Annotated in this window: 17 protein-coding genes and 3 tRNA genes; 11 read left to right on the top strand and 9 right to left on the bottom strand. The window is 62.3% G+C overall.

The window, feature by feature from the left end; all coding sequences use genetic code 11:
* Window positions 1-168 precede the first annotated feature (168 nt).
* A complete protein-coding gene (locus tag QCE49_RS03420) occupies window positions 169-888 on the bottom strand; it encodes a DUF4136 domain-containing protein (protein WP_051079049.1) in 720 nt (239 codons plus the stop codon).
* Window positions 889-1,111: 223 nt separating this feature from the next.
* Between QCE49_RS03420 and pepN the strand changes: the two genes are divergently transcribed.
* From pepN to QCE49_RS03405, 3 genes are all read left to right on the top strand, one after another.
* A complete protein-coding gene (pepN, locus tag QCE49_RS03415) occupies window positions 1,112-3,829 on the top strand; it encodes an aminopeptidase N (RefSeq protein WP_250456533.1) in 2,718 nt (905 codons plus the stop codon).
* Between the two features lie 165 nt (window positions 3,830-3,994).
* Window positions 3,995-5,014, top strand: a complete 1,020-nt coding sequence (locus QCE49_RS03410) for a class 1 fructose-bisphosphatase (protein WP_008350914.1) — start codon at window positions 3,995-3,997, stop codon at window positions 5,012-5,014.
* 96 nt (window positions 5,015-5,110) lie between these two features.
* Window positions 5,111-5,186 (top strand) — tRNA-Thr (locus QCE49_RS03405).
* A gap of 370 nt (window positions 5,187-5,556) precedes the next feature.
* On the opposite strand, the gene QCE49_RS03400 is transcribed toward QCE49_RS03405, so the two are convergent.
* Window positions 5,557-5,811, bottom strand: a complete 255-nt coding sequence (locus QCE49_RS03400; RefSeq protein ID WP_144403752.1) for a hypothetical protein — start codon at window positions 5,809-5,811, stop codon at window positions 5,557-5,559.
* Between QCE49_RS03400 and QCE49_RS03395 the strand changes: the two genes are divergently transcribed.
* Together QCE49_RS03395 and QCE49_RS03390 are read left to right on the top strand one after the other, a co-directional pair.
* Window positions 5,810-5,959, top strand: a complete 150-nt coding sequence (locus QCE49_RS03395) for a hypothetical protein (protein ID WP_008350916.1) — start codon at window positions 5,810-5,812, stop codon at window positions 5,957-5,959. The two genes, QCE49_RS03400 and QCE49_RS03395, sit on opposite strands and share 2 nt — an antisense overlap.
* A 234-nt stretch (window positions 5,960-6,193) precedes the next feature.
* Window positions 6,194-6,796 (top strand): chorismate mutase, encoded by a 603-nt coding sequence (locus tag QCE49_RS03390; RefSeq protein ID WP_250456534.1) that lies wholly within the window; start codon window positions 6,194-6,196, stop codon window positions 6,794-6,796.
* Window positions 6,797-6,803: 7 nt separating this feature from the next.
* Here the strand turns inward: QCE49_RS03390 and QCE49_RS03385 are convergent, their stop codons facing one another.
* Window positions 6,804-7,949, bottom strand: a complete 1,146-nt coding sequence (locus tag QCE49_RS03385; protein ID WP_008350920.1) for an exonuclease domain-containing protein — start codon at window positions 7,947-7,949, stop codon at window positions 6,804-6,806.
* Window positions 7,950-9,191: 1,242 nt separating this feature from the next.
* On the opposite strand from QCE49_RS03385, the gene QCE49_RS03380 reads away from it, so the two are divergent.
* Window positions 9,192-10,334 (top strand): porin, encoded by a 1,143-nt coding sequence (locus QCE49_RS03380; RefSeq protein WP_008350922.1) that lies wholly within the window; start codon window positions 9,192-9,194, stop codon window positions 10,332-10,334.
* 71 nt (window positions 10,335-10,405) lie between these two features.
* On the opposite strand, the gene greB is transcribed toward QCE49_RS03380, so the two are convergent.
* Complete coding sequence (gene greB / locus QCE49_RS03375) at window positions 10,406-10,957, bottom strand: transcription elongation factor GreB (RefSeq protein ID WP_008350924.1); 552 nt, start codon at window positions 10,955-10,957, stop codon at window positions 10,406-10,408.
* A gap of 172 nt (window positions 10,958-11,129) precedes the next feature.
* Between greB and QCE49_RS03370 the strand changes: the two genes are divergently transcribed.
* Both QCE49_RS03370 and QCE49_RS03365 read left to right on the top strand, forming a co-directional pair.
* Window positions 11,130-11,206, top strand: a tRNA-Arg gene (locus tag QCE49_RS03370).
* 87 nt (window positions 11,207-11,293) lie between these two features.
* Window positions 11,294-11,370, top strand: a tRNA-Arg gene (locus QCE49_RS03365).
* Between the two features lie 61 nt (window positions 11,371-11,431).
* Here the strand turns inward: QCE49_RS03365 and QCE49_RS03360 are convergent.
* The 5 genes from QCE49_RS03360 to QCE49_RS03340 form a co-directional block, all read right to left on the bottom strand.
* The gene (locus QCE49_RS03360; protein ID WP_008350926.1) at window positions 11,432-11,923 is read right to left on the bottom strand and encodes a phage protein NinX family protein; all 492 of its coding nucleotides are present in this window, start codon (window positions 11,921-11,923) and stop codon (window positions 11,432-11,434) included.
* A 62-nt stretch (window positions 11,924-11,985) separates the two neighbouring features.
* Complete coding sequence (locus QCE49_RS03355) at window positions 11,986-14,382, bottom strand: bifunctional (p)ppGpp synthetase/guanosine-3',5'-bis(diphosphate) 3'-pyrophosphohydrolase (protein ID WP_008350928.1); 2,397 nt, start codon at window positions 14,380-14,382, stop codon at window positions 11,986-11,988.
* Window positions 14,383-14,454: 72 nt separating this feature from the next.
* Window positions 14,455-14,658, bottom strand: coding sequence for a DNA-directed RNA polymerase subunit omega (gene rpoZ / locus QCE49_RS03350; RefSeq protein ID WP_006999799.1), 204 nt, complete (start codon window positions 14,656-14,658; stop codon window positions 14,455-14,457).
* Between the two features lie 69 nt (window positions 14,659-14,727).
* Window positions 14,728-15,402, bottom strand: a complete 675-nt coding sequence (gene gmk / locus QCE49_RS03345) for a guanylate kinase (RefSeq protein WP_008350937.1) — start codon at window positions 15,400-15,402, stop codon at window positions 14,728-14,730.
* A gap of 9 nt (window positions 15,403-15,411) precedes the next feature.
* Window positions 15,412-16,362, bottom strand: coding sequence for a YicC/YloC family endoribonuclease (locus tag QCE49_RS03340; RefSeq protein ID WP_008350939.1), 951 nt, complete (start codon window positions 16,360-16,362; stop codon window positions 15,412-15,414).
* A 244-nt stretch (window positions 16,363-16,606) separates the two neighbouring features.
* Here QCE49_RS03340 and rph point away from each other — a divergent pair, with 244 nt between their 5' ends.
* Genes rph through hemW form a run of 3 tightly spaced genes read left to right on the top strand, consistent with a single transcriptional unit; the run spans window position 16,607 to window position 19,195 of the window.
* On the top strand, window positions 16,607-17,365 hold the full coding sequence (gene rph, locus QCE49_RS03335) for a ribonuclease PH (RefSeq protein WP_250456535.1): 759 nt from the start codon (window positions 16,607-16,609) through the stop codon (window positions 17,363-17,365).
* Entirely contained in the window at window positions 17,358-17,975 is a 618-nt protein-coding gene (gene rdgB / locus QCE49_RS03330; RefSeq protein WP_008350944.1) for an RdgB/HAM1 family non-canonical purine NTP pyrophosphatase, read from the top strand. Before rph ends, rdgB begins: the two co-directional genes overlap by 8 nt.
* The gene (hemW, locus tag QCE49_RS03325) at window positions 17,972-19,195 is read left to right on the top strand and encodes a radical SAM family heme chaperone HemW (RefSeq protein ID WP_250456536.1); all 1,224 of its coding nucleotides are present in this window, start codon (window positions 17,972-17,974) and stop codon (window positions 19,193-19,195) included. The genes rdgB and hemW overlap by 4 nt, the downstream gene beginning before the upstream one ends.
* The last annotated feature ends 11 nt before the right edge of the window (window positions 19,196-19,206 follow it).

Genomic DNA, 19,206 nt, shown 5'->3' with positions numbered 1-19,206 from the left:
TTGACCGAAGCTGCATATATTGCGGCCCGGCGCCGCCGCGATATTTCCCTGTTTAGTCAAGGGCGGCGGGCGTGTTTGAAACATTTCCCGAAGCCGTAAAAGGCAATGCTCACTGCGCATGACGGCAAAAAATTCCGATGCCGTTTTCGCGTCGCTGCGACGGCCCGATCAATCGACGGTTTTCGCTGCGGGCGCGGGTGCGACGCTGCGCTCGTTCGGTCCGGCCGACGCGGCCGTTTCGTTCGACATGCCGCCGCTCTTGTCCACCGGCAGCGTCACCGTTCTGACGGTGCCGTTACCGAGCGGAAAGTCCGCCAGTGCGCTGCGCACGAGATACGGCATCGCCTGATACAGCGACGGATCGCCCGTCGCGTTCACCGCCGTCACCTTGTACGTCTCGCGGCCGGTCTTGCGGTCGTTCATGCGGATCTGCAGCGCGTGGGTATAGACCGGATAGCTCTGATCGACGTAACCCGTCGCGCCCCACGAACCGTACGGCCCCCACCCGCCCCACGGTCCGCCCCAGTATGGGCCGGCGCCCCACGGACCGTACATCGGCCACGGATCGTAGTAGACCGGTTGACGCACGGTCACCATGTCGCCGCGAACCGAATAGGCGATCGCGATCTGATAGTTCGCGCTCGCCTCGGGCGCCTGACGGAAGTTGTACTTCGCGAGTTCGTTGGCGACGAGCGTCTCGTAGGTCGTCTGCTCGATGCTGTTCTGCTGCTCGCTCTTGCGCGTGAACGCGTAGGTGCGGGTCGCGTCGCTGCCGCTCCAGTCGGAGAATGCAGTGACCTGCGTCTGCACGTACGTCGTGCAGCCGGCGAGCCACATCGCCGCCAGCATCAGCGGCCATGTGACGAGCGTCCTGATCGGGAATTTCATGGTCGTCCTCACTTCGTTCAGCACCCTTCTCCGTTATAGACAGCACCGCCTTGCGTCGCATGGCGGCGTCCTTGTTTTGTGGGGTCCACGACGCGTGGCGCCGCCCGATTCACGATCGCCGGGCGGCTTGTACAATGATTCGACCAGGCGCGCACGCGTTGGTGCGCTAAAAGCGCACGCGCGAGACGCCGGCGCCGTTCAATCCAAACATGAAGATCTTGCCATGTCTACCACGACCGCATCCGCTGTGATTCGCCGCCAGGACTACACGCCGCCCGCGTTCCTGATCGATTCCGTCGCGCTCGAATTCGACCTCGTGCCATCGCGCACGGTCGTGAAGAACACGATGAAGCTGCGGCGCAACCCCGACGCCCAAGGCGACGCATCGCGCCTCGAACTGATGGGCGAGCAGCTCGAATTCGTGAGCGCGGCGATCGACGGCGTCGCGCACGCGGATGTCCGCGTCAATGAAAACGGACTGTCCATCGGCAGTATTCCCGCGGATGCTTTCGAGCTTAGCATCGAGAGCATCTGCAATCCGGCCGAGAACACGACGCTCTCCGGACTTTACGTCTCCAGTGGCAACTTCTTCACGCAGTGCGAAGCCGAGGGCTTTCGGCGCATCACCTACTTCCTCGATCGCCCGGATGTGATGGCTACCTACACCGTCACGCTGCGCGCCGATAAGACCGCGTGTCCGGTGCTGCTGTCGAACGGCAATCTGATCGAGGAAGGCGATCTGCCCGATGGCCGCCACTTCGCCAAATGGGAAGATCCGTTCAAGAAGCCGAGTTATCTGTTCGCGCTCGTCGCGGGCAAGCTCGTGTGCATCGAGGAACGCATCGAATCGGGCTCGGGCAAGGAAAAGCTGCTGCAAGTCTGGGTCGAGCCGCACGATCTCGACAAGACCCGTCACGCGATGGATTCGCTCATCAACTCGATCCGCTGGGACGAGAAGCGCTTCGGCCTCGAACTCGATCTGGACCGCTTCATGATCGTCGCGGTGAGCGACTTCAACATGGGCGCGATGGAGAACAAGGGCCTCAACATCTTCAATACGAAGTATGTGCTCGCAAACCCGGAAACCGCGACGGACACCGACTTCTCCAACATCGAGGCCGTGGTCGGCCACGAGTACTTCCATAACTGGACCGGCAATCGCGTAACCTGCCGCGACTGGTTCCAGTTGAGCCTGAAGGAAGGCCTGACCGTGTTTCGCGATCAGGAATTTTCCGCCGATATGGCCGCCGGCGACGTCGAGGGCGCGGCGAGCGCCGCCGCGCGCGCGACCAAGCGCATCGAGGACGTGCGCGTGCTGCGTCAAATGCAGTTCGCCGAGGACGCCGGCCCGATGGCGCATCCGGTGCGCCCGGAAAGCTACGTCGAGATCAACAACTTCTACACGATGACCGTCTACGAAAAAGGCTCGGAAGTCGTGCGGATGTATCAGACGCTTTTCGGTCGCGACGGCTTCCGCCGCGGCATGGACCTGTATTTCAAGCGGTTCGACGGCCAGGCCGTGACCTGCGACGACTTCCGCCAGGCGCTCGCCGACGCGAATCATCGCGATCTCGCGCAATTCGAGCGCTGGTACAGCCAGGCGGGCACGCCGCGCGTGTCGGTGCGTGCAAATTACGACGCCGCGACGAAGCGCTACACGCTGACGCTCACGCAGGGTTACGGCGACGGGTCGGAAGCTGCGCGCGAAACGCAGAAGGGGCCGCTGCTGATTCCGTTCTCGGTCGGCCTGATCGGCCAGAACGGCGCGGACTTGCCGCTGCGCCTCGAAGGCGAGAAGGAACCGAACGGCACGACGCGCGTGCTCGAATTCACGGAGCGCGAGCAGTCGTTCACTTTCGTCGACGTGAACGAGGCGCCGCTGCCGTCGCTGCTGCGCAATTTCTCCGCGCCGGTGATCGTCGAATACGACTATACGAACGATGAACTCGCGTTCCTGCTCGCGCACGACAGCGATCCGTTCAACCGCTGGGAAGCCGGCCAGCGGCTCGCCACGCGCGAGTTGCTGGCGCTCGCCGAGCGCGCGGCCAAGGGCGAGGCGCTCGCCATCGACGATCAGGTGATCGCCGCGTTCGCCCGCGTGCTCGACGACACCACGCTCACGCCCGCCTTCCGCGAGCTCGCGCTGATGCTGCCGTCGGAGAGCTATCTGGCCGAGCAGATGACCGTGTCCGATCCCGCCGCCGTCCACGCTGCGCGCGTGTTCATGAGCCGCCGTCTCGCGTCGCAAATGCGCGACAAATGGCTCGTGACGTACGAAGCGAACCGCACGCCGGGCGAATATCGTCCGACGCCGGAAGACGCGGGCAAGCGCGGCCTGAAGAACCTCGCGCTCGCCTATCTCAGCCAGCTCGACGATCCGCGCGGCGCCGTCAAGCTCGCGCAGGCGCAGTACGACGCCGCCAACAACATGACCGACCGCTCGGCGGCGCTTTCCGCGCTGCTGCTTGCGAGCGCGACCAAGGGCGCGGATGCGACCGTCGCGGACGCGGCGCTCGCGGACTTCTATCGCCGCTTCGAGAACGAGGCGCTCGTCATCGACAAGTGGTTCGCGCTTCAGGCGACGCAGCGCGGCGGTCCGGATCGCAAGGTAATCGAGATCGTGCGCAAGCTGATGCAGCATCCGGCGTTCAACATCAAGAATCCGAATCGCGCGCGCTCGCTGATCTTCAGCTTCTGCAGCGGCAATCCCGCGCAATTCCACGCCGCCGACGGCTCCGGCTACGCGTTCTGGGCCGAACAGGTGATCGCGCTCGACGCGCTCAATCCGCAGGTCGCGGCGCGGCTCGCACGCGGGCTCGAACTGTGGCGCCGCTTCACGCCGCAGTTGCGCGAGAAGATGCACGCGGCGTTGAGCGACGTCGCCGCGAAGGCGAAATCGCGCGACGTTCGCGAGGTCGTCGAAAAGGCGCTCGCTGCTTAAGCGCTGTTTCGTCGGGAGTTTTTGGTGTTTAGCGGCCGCCGCGCGAGAACCTCGCGCGGCGGCCGTTCTCGCTTATGGCGGATGCAGGCGGTCGCTGTCACATGGAGCGGCCGGGTCGAGCGGTTAGAATCGTGAATATTCGTCTAACGCTCACGGAGCCTAAGCATGTCCTCCATTTCCAGCCGCACCACGCTCTCGAAGTATCTGATCGAGCAGCAGCGTGAACATCAGAACCTGCCTGCCGACTTGCGTCTGTTGATCGAAGTCGTCGCGCGTGCCTGCAAGCAGATCAGCTATCACGTCAGCAAGGGCGCCCTAGGCGAGGCGCTCGGCTCGGCAGGCAGCGAGAACGTCCAGGGCGAAGTGCAGAAGAAGCTCGACGTGCTTTCGAACGAAATCCTGCTCGAAGCCAACGAATGGGGCGGCAATCTGGCCGCGATGGCATCGGAAGAAATGGAAAAGATCTTCCCGATTCCGAATCGCTACCCGAAGGGCAACTATCTGCTGACGTTCGATCCGCTCGACGGCTCGTCGAACATCGACGTGAACGTGTCGATCGGCACGATCTTTTCGGTGCTGCGTTGCCCGGACGGCGCCGATCCGAGCGAAGCGGCGTTCATGCAGCCGGGTTCGCAGCAGGTCGCGGCGGGCTATGCGGTGTACGGTCCGCAAACCGTCCTCGTGTTGACGACCGGCCACGGCGTGAACTGCTTCACGCTCGATCGCGAGCTCGGCTCTTGGGTGCTCACGCAGCGCGACATGAAAATCCCCGTCGAGACCCGCGAATACGCGATCAACGCGTCGAACAGCCGTCACTGGTATGAGCCGGTGCAGCGCTACATCGGCGAGCTGAACGACGGCAAGGACGGCCCGCGCAAGGAAGACTTCAACATGCGCTGGATCGCATCGATGGTCGCGGACGTGCATCGCATTCTGAATCGCGGCGGCATCTTCATGTATCCGGCCGACAAGCGCGATCCGTCGAAGCCCGGCAAGCTGCGTCTGATGTACGAGGCTAACCCGATGTCGTTCATCGTCGAGCAGGCGGGCGGCGCCGCGACCAACGGCGAACAGCGCATCCTCGATATCGTTCCGACGAGCCTGCATCAGCGCGTCGCCGTGTTCCTCGGCTCGAAGAGCGAGGTCGATCGCGTGACGCGCTACCACGTCGAAAAGAAAAATTGATCTAAGGTATTGCCAAAGCCAGAAAGGCTCTGCATAATCTCACTTCTTCGTTGCTGACGAACTAAACGAACGCAAAAAACGAAGAAAAAATTCGGAGCCGGAATAGCTCAGACGGTAGAGCAGCGCATTCGTAATGCGAAGGTCGGGGGTTCGATTCCTCTTTCCGGCACCACAAGAATTCAGGCAGTTCTAAAAACCCGCGATCACGCATGTGTCGCGGGTTTTTGCTTTTTGCGCCGCGTTTCTCGAAACCCCCGCAATCTTTCGCACTTTCGCAACGATCGCCATCGCGACACACAGGTTTGCGATTCGAACCGAAAATCGGCTTCAGCGATTTCACATTCGGCAGCACCCGCGCGCCTTATTCGTCTTATATGTGCGCTTTCGTACAACAACGAGCCATTTTCCGCTGCGCACCATGAAGCGTCAACGCTGGTTTCCCGGTATCGTTATATCCATAGAGGAAAAGCTACAGTTTAAGTACGCGCTGATGCCTTTCGGGGTACAGCCCAAGCTGGATGCGGCTCGCGGGGCGGCAGTCGCTAGGCGATAAAACGTAGTTTTTGCAGCAACGAATACAGCGGCCGGCAATCAATTACCGAAGCCATTCCGGTCCCGACACGAACGATCATGCGTTCTTGATGAAACGCGCCGATTCGGCTCAAGCAGAAGCGGTGGCGATCCGATAACGCATCTATGGAAGGAACCGTAATCGGCAATTCGGCTGCATGCGGCGGCGCAATAGCCGCATCGACCGTGTTAGCGCAATTGTTGTAGTCATTCAGGAGAGAAATCATGGACGCAAAACCGACGAAAATCCCGACGCCCGACAAGGTGCTTTGTCCGGATCCGGAACCGGTTGGCGTCGAGTTTCTCGCGACGGAGCTGCCCGAGCATGTGCGCGCGTTCTTCGACGAACAGCGCGACTCGGCGCAGTCGAAGTAGGCGGACCCGCTGGATCACGCCGTCGTCGTGAGAACGACGCCCGCCGCGCGCGGCGCACTCGGACCATCCGGTCCGCACATGGCTCACGCCAGGACGCGTCGCGCCTCTCGTTCATGACCGCATCGGGGCGGGTCGTGCGCTACGGCTCGCCTCGTGAAATCCCCTCCGCCAGTTGGCTGCCGTCGTTCCCGTTTGACCGCGGTGCGCTATTCTGGCGCTTTTGCCCGGATACCGATGCGCCGCCCATCGCCCCCTTCTCTCCTCGCCTCCGCCGCGTTCGCCTGTGCGCTTGCGTTCGCCGCGCCCTCTTCCGTGCATGCAGACGGCGACGACACTCCGTTCACCAACCTCATCGCCCTCGTCTCCCAACGGCTCGCACTCGCGGAGCCGGTCGCGCGCTGGAAGTGGGCGCATCACGAGCCGATCACCGATGCGCCGCGCGAAGAAAGGTTGCTCAAGCACGTCGAGGAAAAGGCCGGCGCCGCGCAGGTCGATCCCGAATTCGCGCGTCAGTTCTTTCGCGATCAGATCGAAGCCAGCAAGGATGTGCAGAACGCGCTCTTCGCGAACTGGCGCGCGCTGAAAGCTGCGCCGGAAGAAGCGCCGCCCGATCTCGCCAAGGACACGCGTCCGAAGCTCGATCGGCTGACGCAGTCGCTCGTCTCGGCGCTCGCGCATGTCGAGCCGATCCGCCATGCCGAAGACTGCCCAGTGCGGCTCGCGGAAAGCGTCGCGCGATGGAAGCATCTGTCGCGCTACAACTCGTCGATGAACGCGCCGCTCATGCGCGCGCTGTCGCACGTCTGCGCGTCCGGCGGCGTGGGCGCGGTGGGGTGACGGCGCGTCAGATGGCGGACGCGAGCGTTGCGGCGACAAGCGGTGTCGCGACGAGACCGCGCGCGAGACGCTCGCTTAGAATTCGATAAGTGGACAGCTCGAACGCGGGAGAATCCGCGCTTGCGCGCAGTGCGCCGGCTTCCTCGAGCGTGCCGGCCGTGCCGAGATAGCGCCAGTTGTCGATGACATGCCACGCGCGTTGCCCCGATGCCGCATCGCACTCTTCGATCGCGATAGCACCCGCATACGGCCAAGGCGCGCCGCGAACGTCGCCGGAACGCGACTTCGGCGCGCGGTTGTGCGCTGGACGCGCGCTCGCGATCCATTGCGCCTCGGCCAGCAATGCCCCGATTTCGCCGCCCGTCGCCTTCCATTCGAGACGACGCACCAGCGCGGCGAGACGCAGATCCTTCGCCGAGCGCCGCGGGCCGACGAGATGCGAACGCACACGCTGACGCAAGCGCACGCTGCGGCCAGCGTAGAGCGGCGCGTCGTCGTCGCCATAAAACATGTAGACGCCGCAGCCCGAAACGATCTGCTCGATCGTGTCCTCGTCGATGTGCGCGGCGAGCTGGAACCGGCGCGTCACGCGTTCGAGATGCGTGCGCATCACATCCGGCGCATGCGCGCGATGCAGGTGCTGCCAGAATTGCCACAGCAAATCGGCATCGGCGAGCGCACGATGCCGCGCCGCCGGCACGAGCGCGTGGCGCGCGACGAGCGCATCGAGACCGTGACGGCTTTCCGCCGGATAAACGGCGCGGGAAAGCTGTACCGTGCACAGCACGTCGGGCGCGAAGCGAAGGTCCACGCGCCGGAATTCGTCCTTCAGAAAGCTGTGGTCGAAGTGTGCGTTGTGCGCGATGAAAAGGCGGCCCTTCATGCGGTCGAGCAAGCCGGACGCCAGCTGCTCGAACGTCGGAGCCTCGCGCACCATTGCATCGGTGATGCCCGTCAACTGTTGCACGAACGAAGGAATCGGCCGCTGCGGATTGACGAGCGATGTCCACTGCGACACGCCCGCCGGCCCGACTTCGACAACGCCGATCTCGGTGATTCGGTCCACGCCGAATGTGCCGCCGGTCGTTTCGAGATCGACGAAGACGATGGGTTCGGAGGGATAAGCGTAGCTTGCGGACGGATCGGGATGCATCGTGAACGGCGAGAGACGGCGGGATGCGCCTTGGATGGAGCGAATGCTGGATTGCCCATTCTAACGCAGCCGGAAGCGGCGGACTTTTACCGGAACAGTCGGTGGGCGGGACGAGTCGGCTTTTTTGGCTAGTTTTTGCTTCAGTTAAAACCACACCATTTTGATAGTTTTCCATTAAGCCGATGCTGAATTTAACGCATCGCAATGGCGGATAACCCTTAAAAGCATTTCCGGATTATCAAGGATACGAGTTTGCGGCCGTCGCGGCTCGCTGAGCCGCAGGAAGGCGAACCTTGCGAGGCTTGGGCGAGGGCCGTTGCGCCGCGCTCGCCCGTGGCTGCCGCCCGCCAGCGTCCATTTAGGGCGCTGACCGTTTTCTCGCTTAGTTAATCGGTCCGCATTAAATGAAAATAGCGCAAGCACGGTTTATCGGCGAAAAAGAACAGCGACGCAACGCGGCTTCTCCTATACCGAACGATATTAAGACTTTAGTGCCTCCGGGCTGCACAGAGCATTATATTAATCGTCAGCGCCTTTCGTCTTGCCCGATTCTCCGACATTAACCGACGTGCAAACTAAGTCGCAACTTAAATGTAATGAAACAAATCGGCGATGATTCCGCTCGACCGATTCGAGCAATGATGCCAAACGCTCGTCGCGTCTTCCTTACTGCGCGCAGCCGCCGCTCAAAAGCTTTCGCGACGCGGACGCGAACCCAAGTCCCACAAGGCTCCGGGCAAAAAAAAAGCGCGACCGGGAAGTCGCGCTGACAAAGTTTGGAGATCTTTTTCCGTCAACGAAAAAGTCTGCTTCGGAAAGCAGAGACGACAGTATAACGATGCGGCCCGCATTCATTACCCGCAAAAGCAGCAAACTTCTGTTTCAAATATCTCAACAATCGAATTTCCAGAAGTTTCCCGTTGTTTTCTTGCGGCAATCGTGTCGCGCATGCGCAACGTCATTTGGTTGACACCGCATCTCTTACGACTTTATTCGCGGATAAACCCTTGTATATAAAGAAAAATACGCGTTCGGTCGATCATTGCCGCATCCACAATGATTTATTGTGGAAATTGGAACGCCTTGCGCTGTAACACCGTCTTTACACTTCGTCTGGTCCGGAAACAAATGTGTCGGTGACGCCGATCCATTGCTCCTCCGCCCGCGCCTCTCGCAGCGCGCCGGAGCGAGGTTTCCTCAAAGCCTGGGTCCCCGGCCCTATCTGCTCTCGGAGTTACAAAGATGAAAAAGACTCTCATGGTCGCCGCCCTGTCGGGCGTTTTTGCTACCGCCGCCCATGCGCAAAGCAGCGTCACGCTGTACGGCCTGATCGATGCGGGCATCACCTACACGAACAACCAGCAAGGCCACAGCAACTGGAAGGCGACGAGCGGTTCGGTCAACGGCAGCCGTTGGGGCCTGCGTGGTTCGGAAGACCTCGGTGGCGGCTTGAAGGCGATCTTCACGTTGGAAAACGGCTTCAACATCATGAACGGCACGAACGGCCAGGGCGGTCGTGAGTTCGGCCGTCAGGCGTTCGTCGGTCTGTCGAGCAACCAGTTCGGCTCGATCACGCTCGGCCGTCAATATGACTCCGTGGTCGACTTCCTCGGGCCTCTGGCTCTGACGGGCACGCAATACGGCGGCACGCAGTTCGCTCACCCGTTCGACAACGACAACCTCGACAACACGTTCCGCGTCAACAACTCGGTCAAGTACACGAGCGCGAACTACGCTGGCTTCAAGATGGGCGCGATGTACGGCTTCTCGAACGAAGCCGGCGGTTTCGCGGATAACCGTGCGTACAGCGTCGGCGCGTCGTACAACTACGGCCCGTTGAACGTTGCTGCAGCGTACATGCAACTGAACAACGTCGGCTCGCCGACGAACAACACGGCCGGTGCGGTCACGACCGACAACACGCCTTTCGTCGCTTCGCGTCAGCGCATCTTCGGCGGCGGCATCAACTACGCGTTCGGCCCGGCAACCGTCGGCTTCGTGTTCACGCAGACGATGCTCGACAACGCGACGCAGCTGACGAACGTCGGCTCGCAAGGCGCTGGCAACATCGCGCTGAACGGCGACAGCATGCGCTTCACGAACTACGAAGTGAACGGCCGCTACAACCTGACGCCGGCTCTGTCGATCGCAGGTGCGTACACGTACACGGATAGCCGTATCGAAGGCGAAAAGCCGAAGTTCCACCAATTCAGCCTGCAAACGGCGTATGCGCTGTCGAAGCGCACCGACGTCTACCTGCAAGGCGAATACCAGCACATGACCGACCAGGACGGCCTGCCGGTCGGCGCGGTGATCAACGGCGTTGGTATGTCGTCGAACGGCAACCAGGTTTCGGCGACGGTCGGCATGCGTCACCGCTTCTAAGCTTCACAAGCAGTCCCGCTGTAGAAAAGCCGCTCTTCGGAGCGGCTTTTTTTTCGTCGTTGCGCGTCGCTTCAGCGTGGATATCGGACGTCCAGGATGTCGATCTGCTGAATGCCTGCAGGCGTGTGCAACGGCACCGTATCGCCGATCTTCGCCTTTAGCAGCGCGCGCGCGACCGGCGAGATCCAGCTCACGTAGCCGCGATCCAGATCGACTTCGTCGACGCCGACGATCGTCACCGTCTTCACGTCGCCGTCGTCGCCCGCGTAGTCCACCGTCGCGCCGAAGAACACCTGATCGACATTCTCCTGCTTGCTGCTGTCCACCACTTCCGCGAGATCCAGGCGCTTGCCCAGGAAGCGGATGCGCCGGTCGATCTCGCGCAGCCGCCGCTTGCCGTAGATGTAGTCGCCGTTCTCCGAGCGATCGCCGTTCGAAGCGGCCCACGAAACGAGCCGGACGACTTCCGGGCGCTCCGTATCGAGAAGCTGCAGCAACTCGTCACGCAGCCGCTGATGGCCTTGAGGCGTGATGTAGTTCTTCGTGCCCGCCGGGACGTCGGGCTGGCCGAGTTCGAGGTCGTCGTCGGTGTCGTCCGACTCTTTGACAAATGCCTTGTTCATGATGCCGCTCGTTGCCGATTGATGTCGAATTCCGGGTTGTACTTGCTTTCGAAACATCAACTTACCACGTCGAGGCCATCTTTCGTCGGAGGCGCATCGACCGAAAATTCGAAATTCTGGCCAAAACCCCTTCCTTTTCAGAATAGGCTTGGCTATAATTCCGCTTCTGCGTGCGGCTGTAGCTCAGTTGGATAGAGTACTTGGCTACGAACCAAGGGGTCGTGGGTTCGAATCCTGCCAGCCGCGCCACCTTTTCGGATGTTCTCGCTCTGACGAGGTCATCAAGCGCTTAACCATTAGCGCGTTGAAGTAACATAGTGTTGTACCGTTTTGCGTGCGGCTGTAGCTCAGTTGGATAGAGTACTTGGCTACGAACCAAGGGGTCGTGGGTTCGAATCCTGCCAGCCGCGCCATCTTTCGAAGGGCCTTCCATACGGAAGGCCCTTTTTGTTTGTCCCGACCGTAGCGCGCAATCTACTGTCGCGGCACCGAGCCGATATCGCCGATACCCAGGTCCGGCCTCGGCACATCCTCCACCGAAGCCACCGCGCTCGACTCCCCGATCGCCTCAGCCCGCGCGCCGAGCAGCGTCTGAGAACGGCGCGGGAATTCGTCGTCGACGGCATCGCCGAAAGCATGCCGCACGAACGCCCGCAGCAAGGCGATGCGTAGCGACGCGCCGCGCCCTTCCACGGGTTTGCCGTCCTTGCCGAACGTGACGGTGCAGACCACTTCCCCGCGCCCGTGATCGTGCATCTCGAGCTTGCAGGCGCGCTCCAGAACCACGGCCGCTGCATCCCATGACGTCGATGGCAGGAAACGCCCGTCCCAGGGTTTGCCGCGATCGTTGCCGCGAATGGACAGCGTCTCGCCGCTATCGGTGAAGTGAATTTCCCGGATGAATTCGTGCAGCCCGCGCGCGACCCAATAGTCGAGCGTGGCGCCTTCGAGATCGGATGTGTTCATTACGGCGCTCTCTCCTGTTCGTCGAACGACGACAGGCATGCACGCCGCATACCCGCGCCGCGTCAGTAGTCGGCGCGCTCGCGGTCGATGCGCATGCCGCCGTCCTGATTGCGGTGATGCGGTTCGTCGCTCGGACGCTCGCGCGCGATGCGCATCACGTCCGGATTGGTGCGCACGCGGCGCATGACGTTCGCCAGATGCACGCGGTCGCTCACCTGGATCACGAAGCGCAGCAGCTTCGCTTCCTGCGACACGTCTTCGTCCATCGCGATATGCACGATGTTCGCGTCCGCCGACGTGATGTCCGCCGCGACGCGCGCGAACACGCCCTTCGTGTTCTTCACGAGCACCTTGACGGCGACGTCGAACAGACGGCCCGGCTGCGGCGCCCACGCGACGTCGATCCAGCGGCCCGGATCGCGCCGATGGATGCGCTGCGCCACGCGGCATTCGGTCGTATGGATGGCCATGCCGAGTCCGATGCCGATATAGCCCATGATGTCGTCGCCCGGAATCGGTCGGCAGCACGGTGACAGTTGCACCGACATGCCTTCCGTACCCGTGATGACGACCGGCGGCGCGGTATTCGTGTTGTGATGCTCGCGATGCGGGTGATCTTCGTCATCGGCGATGCCGTTCATCAGCACCTCGATGCGCTTGGCCATGACCGCCGCCACGCGCCGGCCGAGACCGATATCGGCGAAGATTTCCTGACGCGTCTTGTTGCCGGTCCAAAGCACGAGCTTTTCCCATACTTCCGGCGTGACGTCGGATAGCGCGAGACCGTAACCCTTGAGACTCTGATCGACGAGCCGCTCGCCCAACTGGACCGACTCGTTCAGTCGCATCGTCTTCAGATAGTGACGGATGGCCGAGCGCGCCTTGCCGGTGCGCACGAAGCCGAGCCACGCCGGATTCGGCTTCGAGTACGGTGCGGTGATCACCTCGACGATGTCACCGCTCTTCAACTCCGTGCGCAGCGGCAGCAGTTCGTTGTTGATCTTCACCGCGACGCACTGGTTGCCCAGGTCGCTGTGAATCGAATACGCGAAGTCGAGCGCCGTCGCGCCGCGCGGCAGCGGCATGATCTTCGACTTCGGCGTGAACACGTAGACGGCGTCCGGGAACAGGTCGATCTTGACGTGTTCGAGGAACTCGCTCGAGTCGCCCGCCTCGCTCTGAATGTCCAGCAGCGACTTGAGCCATTGATGCGCGCGCTTCTGCACGTCGTTCAGATCGGCGCCGCCGTTCTTGTAAAGCCAATGCGCCGCGACGCCCGCCTCGGCGATCTCGTGCATCTTGCGCGTGCGGATCTGGAACTCGATCGGCGCGCCGAACGGGCCGACCAGCGTCGTGTGCAAGGATTGATAGCCGTTCACCTTCGGAATGGCGATGTAGTCCTTGAATTTGCCCGGCACGGGCTTGTAGAGCGCATGCAGCGCGCCGATGCACGTATAGCATTCGAGCGCGCCCTCGACGACGACCCGAAAGCCGTACACATCGAGCACCTGCGAGAACGACAACTGCTTGTCGCGCATCTTCTTGTAGATGCTGTAGATCGTTTTTTCGCGGCCGGTGACTTCCGCGTTGATCTTCGCATCCGCGATGGTGCGCTGCACCGCTTCGAGAATCTTGCCGACCACTTCGCGCCGGTTGCCGCGCGCCGCTTTCACCGCTTTTTCGAGCGTCGCGTAACGATTCGGATTGAAGTTCGCGAACGACAAATCCTGCAACTCGCGATACGTATTGTTCAGACCGAGCCGATGCGCGATCGGCGCATAGATATCCAGCGTCTCGCGCGCGACGCGCCTGCGCTTTTCCGGCGGCACCGCGCCGAGCGTGCGCATGTTGTGCAGCCGGTCCGCGAGCTTGACGAGAATGACGCGCACGTCGCGCGCCATCGCGAGCAGCATCTTGCGGAAGTTTTCCGCCTGCGCTTCCTCGCGATTGCGGAATTCCATCTTGTCCAGCTTGGACAAGCCGTCGACCAGTTCCGCGACCTTGGCGCCGAAGCGCTCCGCGATTTCGGTCTTGGTCACGCCCTGGTCTTCGATCACGTCATGCAGCAGCGCCGCCATGATCGATTGCGCATCGAGCTTCCAGCCCGCGCAAATTTCCGCGACCGCGACCGGATGCGTGATGTACGGCTCGCCGCTCTGCCGATACTGGCCGAGGTGCGCTTCGTCGCTGAAGTGGAAAGCCGCCTTGACTTCCTTGATCTCTTCCGGAGTGATGTAGCTCGCGAGCGCGTTCGTGAGTTTCGCGATTGAAACGACGTCGTGCTTGCGCGGCTGCTCCGGCGTGGCGGTCGGTCCGAACAGATGGCGGAAGGATTGTTCGAGAACCGCGTCGATGTACTTGCGCGCCGCGTGCGGCTTTTCGGCATCGAGCATCGAGTCGGCGTCGACTTCGATATCGGGATCCACGGCGGTGGAGATGGGCAACGGTGTCTGACTCATCTTCCCCTCCGTGGTGACGTGACGCGCTGGGTTGTCGGTTGCAAAAAATGAAACCGTGTGGAACTGCGGCCCTTAGACGGGCACCTTCTTCAACATTTCGATGCCAACCTGGCCCGCGGCGATCTCGCGCAGCGCGACGACGGTCGGCTTGTCGCGGCTTTCGATCTTCGGCGTGTGGCCTTGTGCGAGCTGGCGCGCGCGATACGTTGCCGCAAGCGCGAGCTCGAAGCGATTCGGGATTTGTTTCAGGCAGTCTTCGACAGTGATGCGGGCCATGTTTGTTTCCTTCGGAATATGGGTTTTATTCTACCTTATGTGACCGATCGACCCGGCCACTGCAATGCGTCACGCTTGCGGCGTGGAGTGGATGCCGAGGTCCACGAAAAGCTGCGTGTTGCGTGCGTATTGCGACGTGAAGCGCAGGCGCGTCGCGGCGACGAGACAGCGCAGTTCGTTAAGCGCGCGATCGAAGTTCTCGTTGATGACGACATACTCCGCTTCCGATGCATGCGCCATCTCGCTGCCGGCCGCGAGCAGACGCCGCACGATCACTTTTTCGGAATCCTGGCCACGTTTCTTGAGGCGGTCTTCGAGCGCATCGAGCGACGGCGGCAGAATGAAAATCTCCACCGCATTGCGGAACTGCTTCTTCACCTGCTGCGCGCCCTGCCAGTCGATTTCCAGCAGCACGTCATGGCCCTGCTTCATCTGCTCCGCGATCCACAGCTTCGATGTCGCGTAGTAGTTGCCGTGCACTTCGGCGCTTTCGAGAAACTCGCCCTTGTCGCGCCGCTCCATGAATTCATCGACGGACACGAAGTGATACTGCACGCCATTGGTTTCCTTCGAGCGCGCCTCGCGCGTCGTATACGAAACCGACAGCAGAATGTCCTTGTCCTCGGCGAGCAGCGCGTTCACGAGCGTGGACTTGCCCGCGCCCGAGGGCGCTACGACCATGAACAGGTTGCCCGGATAGATGCCCGTGTAATGGCTGTGCGAGCGATGCGTGGTATTCGGCATGATGTTGCGTTACTCCAGATTCTGTACTTGCTCGCGCATCTGCTCGATGAGCAGTTTCAGCGTCATCGATGCGTCGGCGAGTTCCTTCGCGGCGGCCTTCGAGCCGAGCGTGTTCGCTTCGCGGTTGAGCTCCTGCATCATGAAGTCGAGACGCTTGCCGACCTTGCCGCCCTTTTGCAGCACATGGCGCGTTTCGTTCAGATGCGCGGTGAGTCGCTGCAATTCTTCCGCGATGTCGATGCGAATGCCGTACATCGTCACTTCCTGGCGGATACGCTCGGCGATTTCCTCGCGCGGCACGCTCGTCGTGACCGCGCCGCCGCCTTCGGTCGTCGCGATGCCGAGCGCGTCCTGCAGCCGCTCGACAATTTTCTGCTGATGCTTCGCGATGAGTTCCGGCACGAGCGGCGTGATGCGCGCGACGATCGTTTCCATCTCCGTCACGTTGTCGATCAGCACTTTGCCGAGCGCCGCGCCTTCGCGCGCCCGCACTTCGATGAGATCGGCGATCGCCTGCTTGCCGCACGCGAGCACGGCCTCACGCAACGTTTCCTGCGACACCGAGCTTTCCGCGAGCACGCCGGGCCAGCGCAGGATTTCGCCGGTACGCATGCGCTCGGCGTCGGGGAAGATATCGAGCACGGCGCGTTCGAGCGCGGCGAGCTGCGTGAGCGCGTCGCGATTGAGCGCGCCCGCGTTTGCCGTCTGCTCGACGCGATTCAGGTTGATGCGGATATCGACCTTGCCGCGCGAGAGCTTGGTCATCAGCATTTCGCGCAATTGCGGCTCGGTCGCGCGCACGTCTTCGGGCATGCGGAAGTTCAGGTCGAGAAAGCGCGAATTCACCGTGCGCAATTCCACCGATACACCGACGCCCGAACCGCCCGCGCCATTGGGTCCCGCGCCATCCGCGACGACTTCGCGCGTCGCGCTGGCATAGCCTGTCATGCTGTAGATCATGGTACGTCTCGCGATAGAGAGCCTTCGTTGCGAAGACCCATTCGATACGAAACGCCCGGCGCTGTCGAAAGTGCCTGTGAGTGGCCTGCGTTGGGCCGCCGGGCGAGGAACCCGCATTATCCCATTTTTACCGCGAAAGCCGCCCGGACGGCGGACCGGCGCGCATGGCGCACGCGCAACGCCTGAAAGTGAATGACGATAAAATCGCTGGGTTTGCTGGTTCCACACTCTTCTTCCGACATCCATGACCGACTCTCCCCTGCTCAAGCCTTCTCCCCCGCGTCCGAGCGGCCGCCGTGCGAATCAGCTGCGCGACGTACGCATCACGCGGCATTACACGAAGCACGCGGAAGGCTCGGTGCTCGTCGAATTCGGCGATACCAAGGTGATCTGCACGGCGAGCATCGCCGAGCGCGTGCCCGAGTTTCTGCGCGGCCGGGAGCAAGGCTGGCTCACCGCGGAATACGGCATGCTGCCGCGCGCGACGCACACGCGCAGCGACCGCGAAGCCGCGCGCGGCAAGCAGACGGGCCGCACGCAGGAGATTCAGCGGCTGATCGGCCGCGCATTGCGCTCGGCGTTCGATCTGGACGCGCTCGGCGCGCGCACGCTGCATATCGATTGCGACGTCATTCAGGCCGATGGCGGCACGCGCACGGCGAGCATCACGGGCGCGTTCGTCGCCGCGCACGATGCGGTCGGCAAACTGCTCGCGTCGGGCAGGATCGCGAAGTCGCCGGTGAAGGATTTCGTCGCGGCGATTTCGGTCGGCATCTTCGCAGGCTCGCCCGTGCTCGATCTCGACTACGACGAAGACTCGCAATGCGATACCGACATGAACGTCGTGATGACGGGCGCGGGCGGCTTCGTCGAAGTGCAGGGCACGGCGGAAGGCGCGCCCTTCACGCGCGACGAGATGAACGAGCTGATCGCGCTCGCCGACAGCGGCATCAAGGCGCTGATCCTGAAGCAGAAGGAAGCACTGGGGATTCGCGGTGTCTGACGTCAATGGTCTTGGGCGCGTCGTGCTCGCATCGAACAATGCGGGCAAGCTGCGCGAATTCGCATCGCTGCTGGATGCGGCGGGCATCGAACTGATCGCGCAGGGCGAACTCGGCGTGCCCGAAGCGCCCGAACCGCACCCGACCTTCGTCGAGAACGCGCTGGCGAAGGCGCGGCACGCCGCGACGTTCACCGGCCTGCCCGCGCTCGCCGACGATTCCGGCCTTTGCGTGCGCGCGCTCAACGGCGCGCCGGGCGTGTATTCGGCGCGCTATGCGTCGATGAGCGGCGGCGCCAAAAGCGATGCCGCGAACAACGCGAAGCTCGTCGCCGACCTCGCTCAGCACACGGATCGCCGCGCTTACTACTTCTGCGTGCTCGTGCTCGTGCGTCACGCGGACGATCCCGAGCCGCTCATCGCGGAAGGCCGCTGGCATGGCGAAGTGATCGATGCGCCGCGCGGCGCAAATGGCTTCGGCTACGATCCGCACTTCTTCCTGCCGACGCTCGATGCGACCGCCGCCGAACTCGATCCCGCGCGCAAGAACGCGCTCAGCCATCGCGCGCTCGCGTTGCGCGAGTTACTGCAACGACTGAAGGAACTTGCGTGAGCGCCGGACCGAAGACGATCAACATCGTGCAGGCGTTCACGTCGCCGGGAAGCATCCGGCTGACGTCGCTGCCGCCGCTTTCGCTGTACGTGCATTTCCCGTGGTGCGTGCGCAAGTGTCCGTACTGCGACTTCAACTCGCACGAGTGGAAGGACGACACGTTTCCCGAAGAACGTTATCTCGATGCCCTGCGCGCCGATCTCGAAAGCGCGCTGCCGCTCGTGTGGGGACGGCAGGTGCATACGATTTTCATCGGCGGCGGCACGCCATCGCTGTTATCGGCGAAAGGGCTGGACCGCCTTCTCTCCGATGCGCGCGCGCTGCTGCCCATCGATGCCGACGCCGAAATCACGCTCGAAGCGAATCCCGGCACGTTCGAGGCGGCCAAGTTCGCGTCGTTTCGCGCGAGCGGCGTGAATCGTTTGTCGATCGGCATTCAGAGTTTCAACGAGGCGCATCTGAAGGCGCTCGGCCGCATTCACGATGCGATGCAGGCGAAAAAAGCCGTCGAGATCGCCGCGAAGCACTTCGACAACTTCAATCTCGATCTGATGTTCGCGCTGCCGCAGCAATCGCTCGACGAGTGCAAGCACGATATCGAGACGGCCATCTCGTTCGCGCCGCCGCATCTGTCGCTGTATCACCTGACGATGGAGCCGAACACGGTCTTCGCCAAATACCCGCCCGCGCTCCCCGACGACGACGCTTCCGCCGACATGCAGGACTGGATCCACGAGCGCACGCGCGAGGCCGGTTACGCGCGCTACGAAGTGTCGGCGTATGCGAAGCCGCACCGTCAGAGCAGGCACAACCTGAACTACTGGCGCTTCGGCGATTACCTCGGCATCGGCGCGGGCGCGCATACGAAGCTGTCGTTTCCGTCCAAGATTCTGCGTCAGGCGCGCTTCAAGCATCCTTCGAGCTATATGGATCACGCGCTTTCGCCGGCCGAAACCGCGATCCAGGAAGAACGCGAAGTCGGTCCGCGCGATCTGCCGTTCGAGTTCATGCTGAACACGCTTAGGCTCGTCGAAGGCTTTCCGGTGCATTCGTTCGTCGAGCGCACGGGACTGGCGCTGTCCGCGATCGAGCAGGCGCTCGCCGAAGCGGAAAAACGCGGGCTCATCACGCGCGACATCGAACGCATTGCGCCGACCGAACTCGGCCAACGCTTTCTCAACGATCTCCAGGAACTGTTCTTGAAGGATCCGCACAATTGAGCGCGCCGACG

It is taken from the genome of Caballeronia sp. LZ008, from assembly GCF_031451435.1.
GTDB classification, from domain to species: Bacteria; Pseudomonadota; Gammaproteobacteria; order Burkholderiales; family Burkholderiaceae; genus Caballeronia; species Caballeronia zhejiangensis.
The sequence above is the reverse complement of the archived record's forward strand: the minus strand, read 5'-3'. Positions and strand labels throughout refer to the sequence as shown.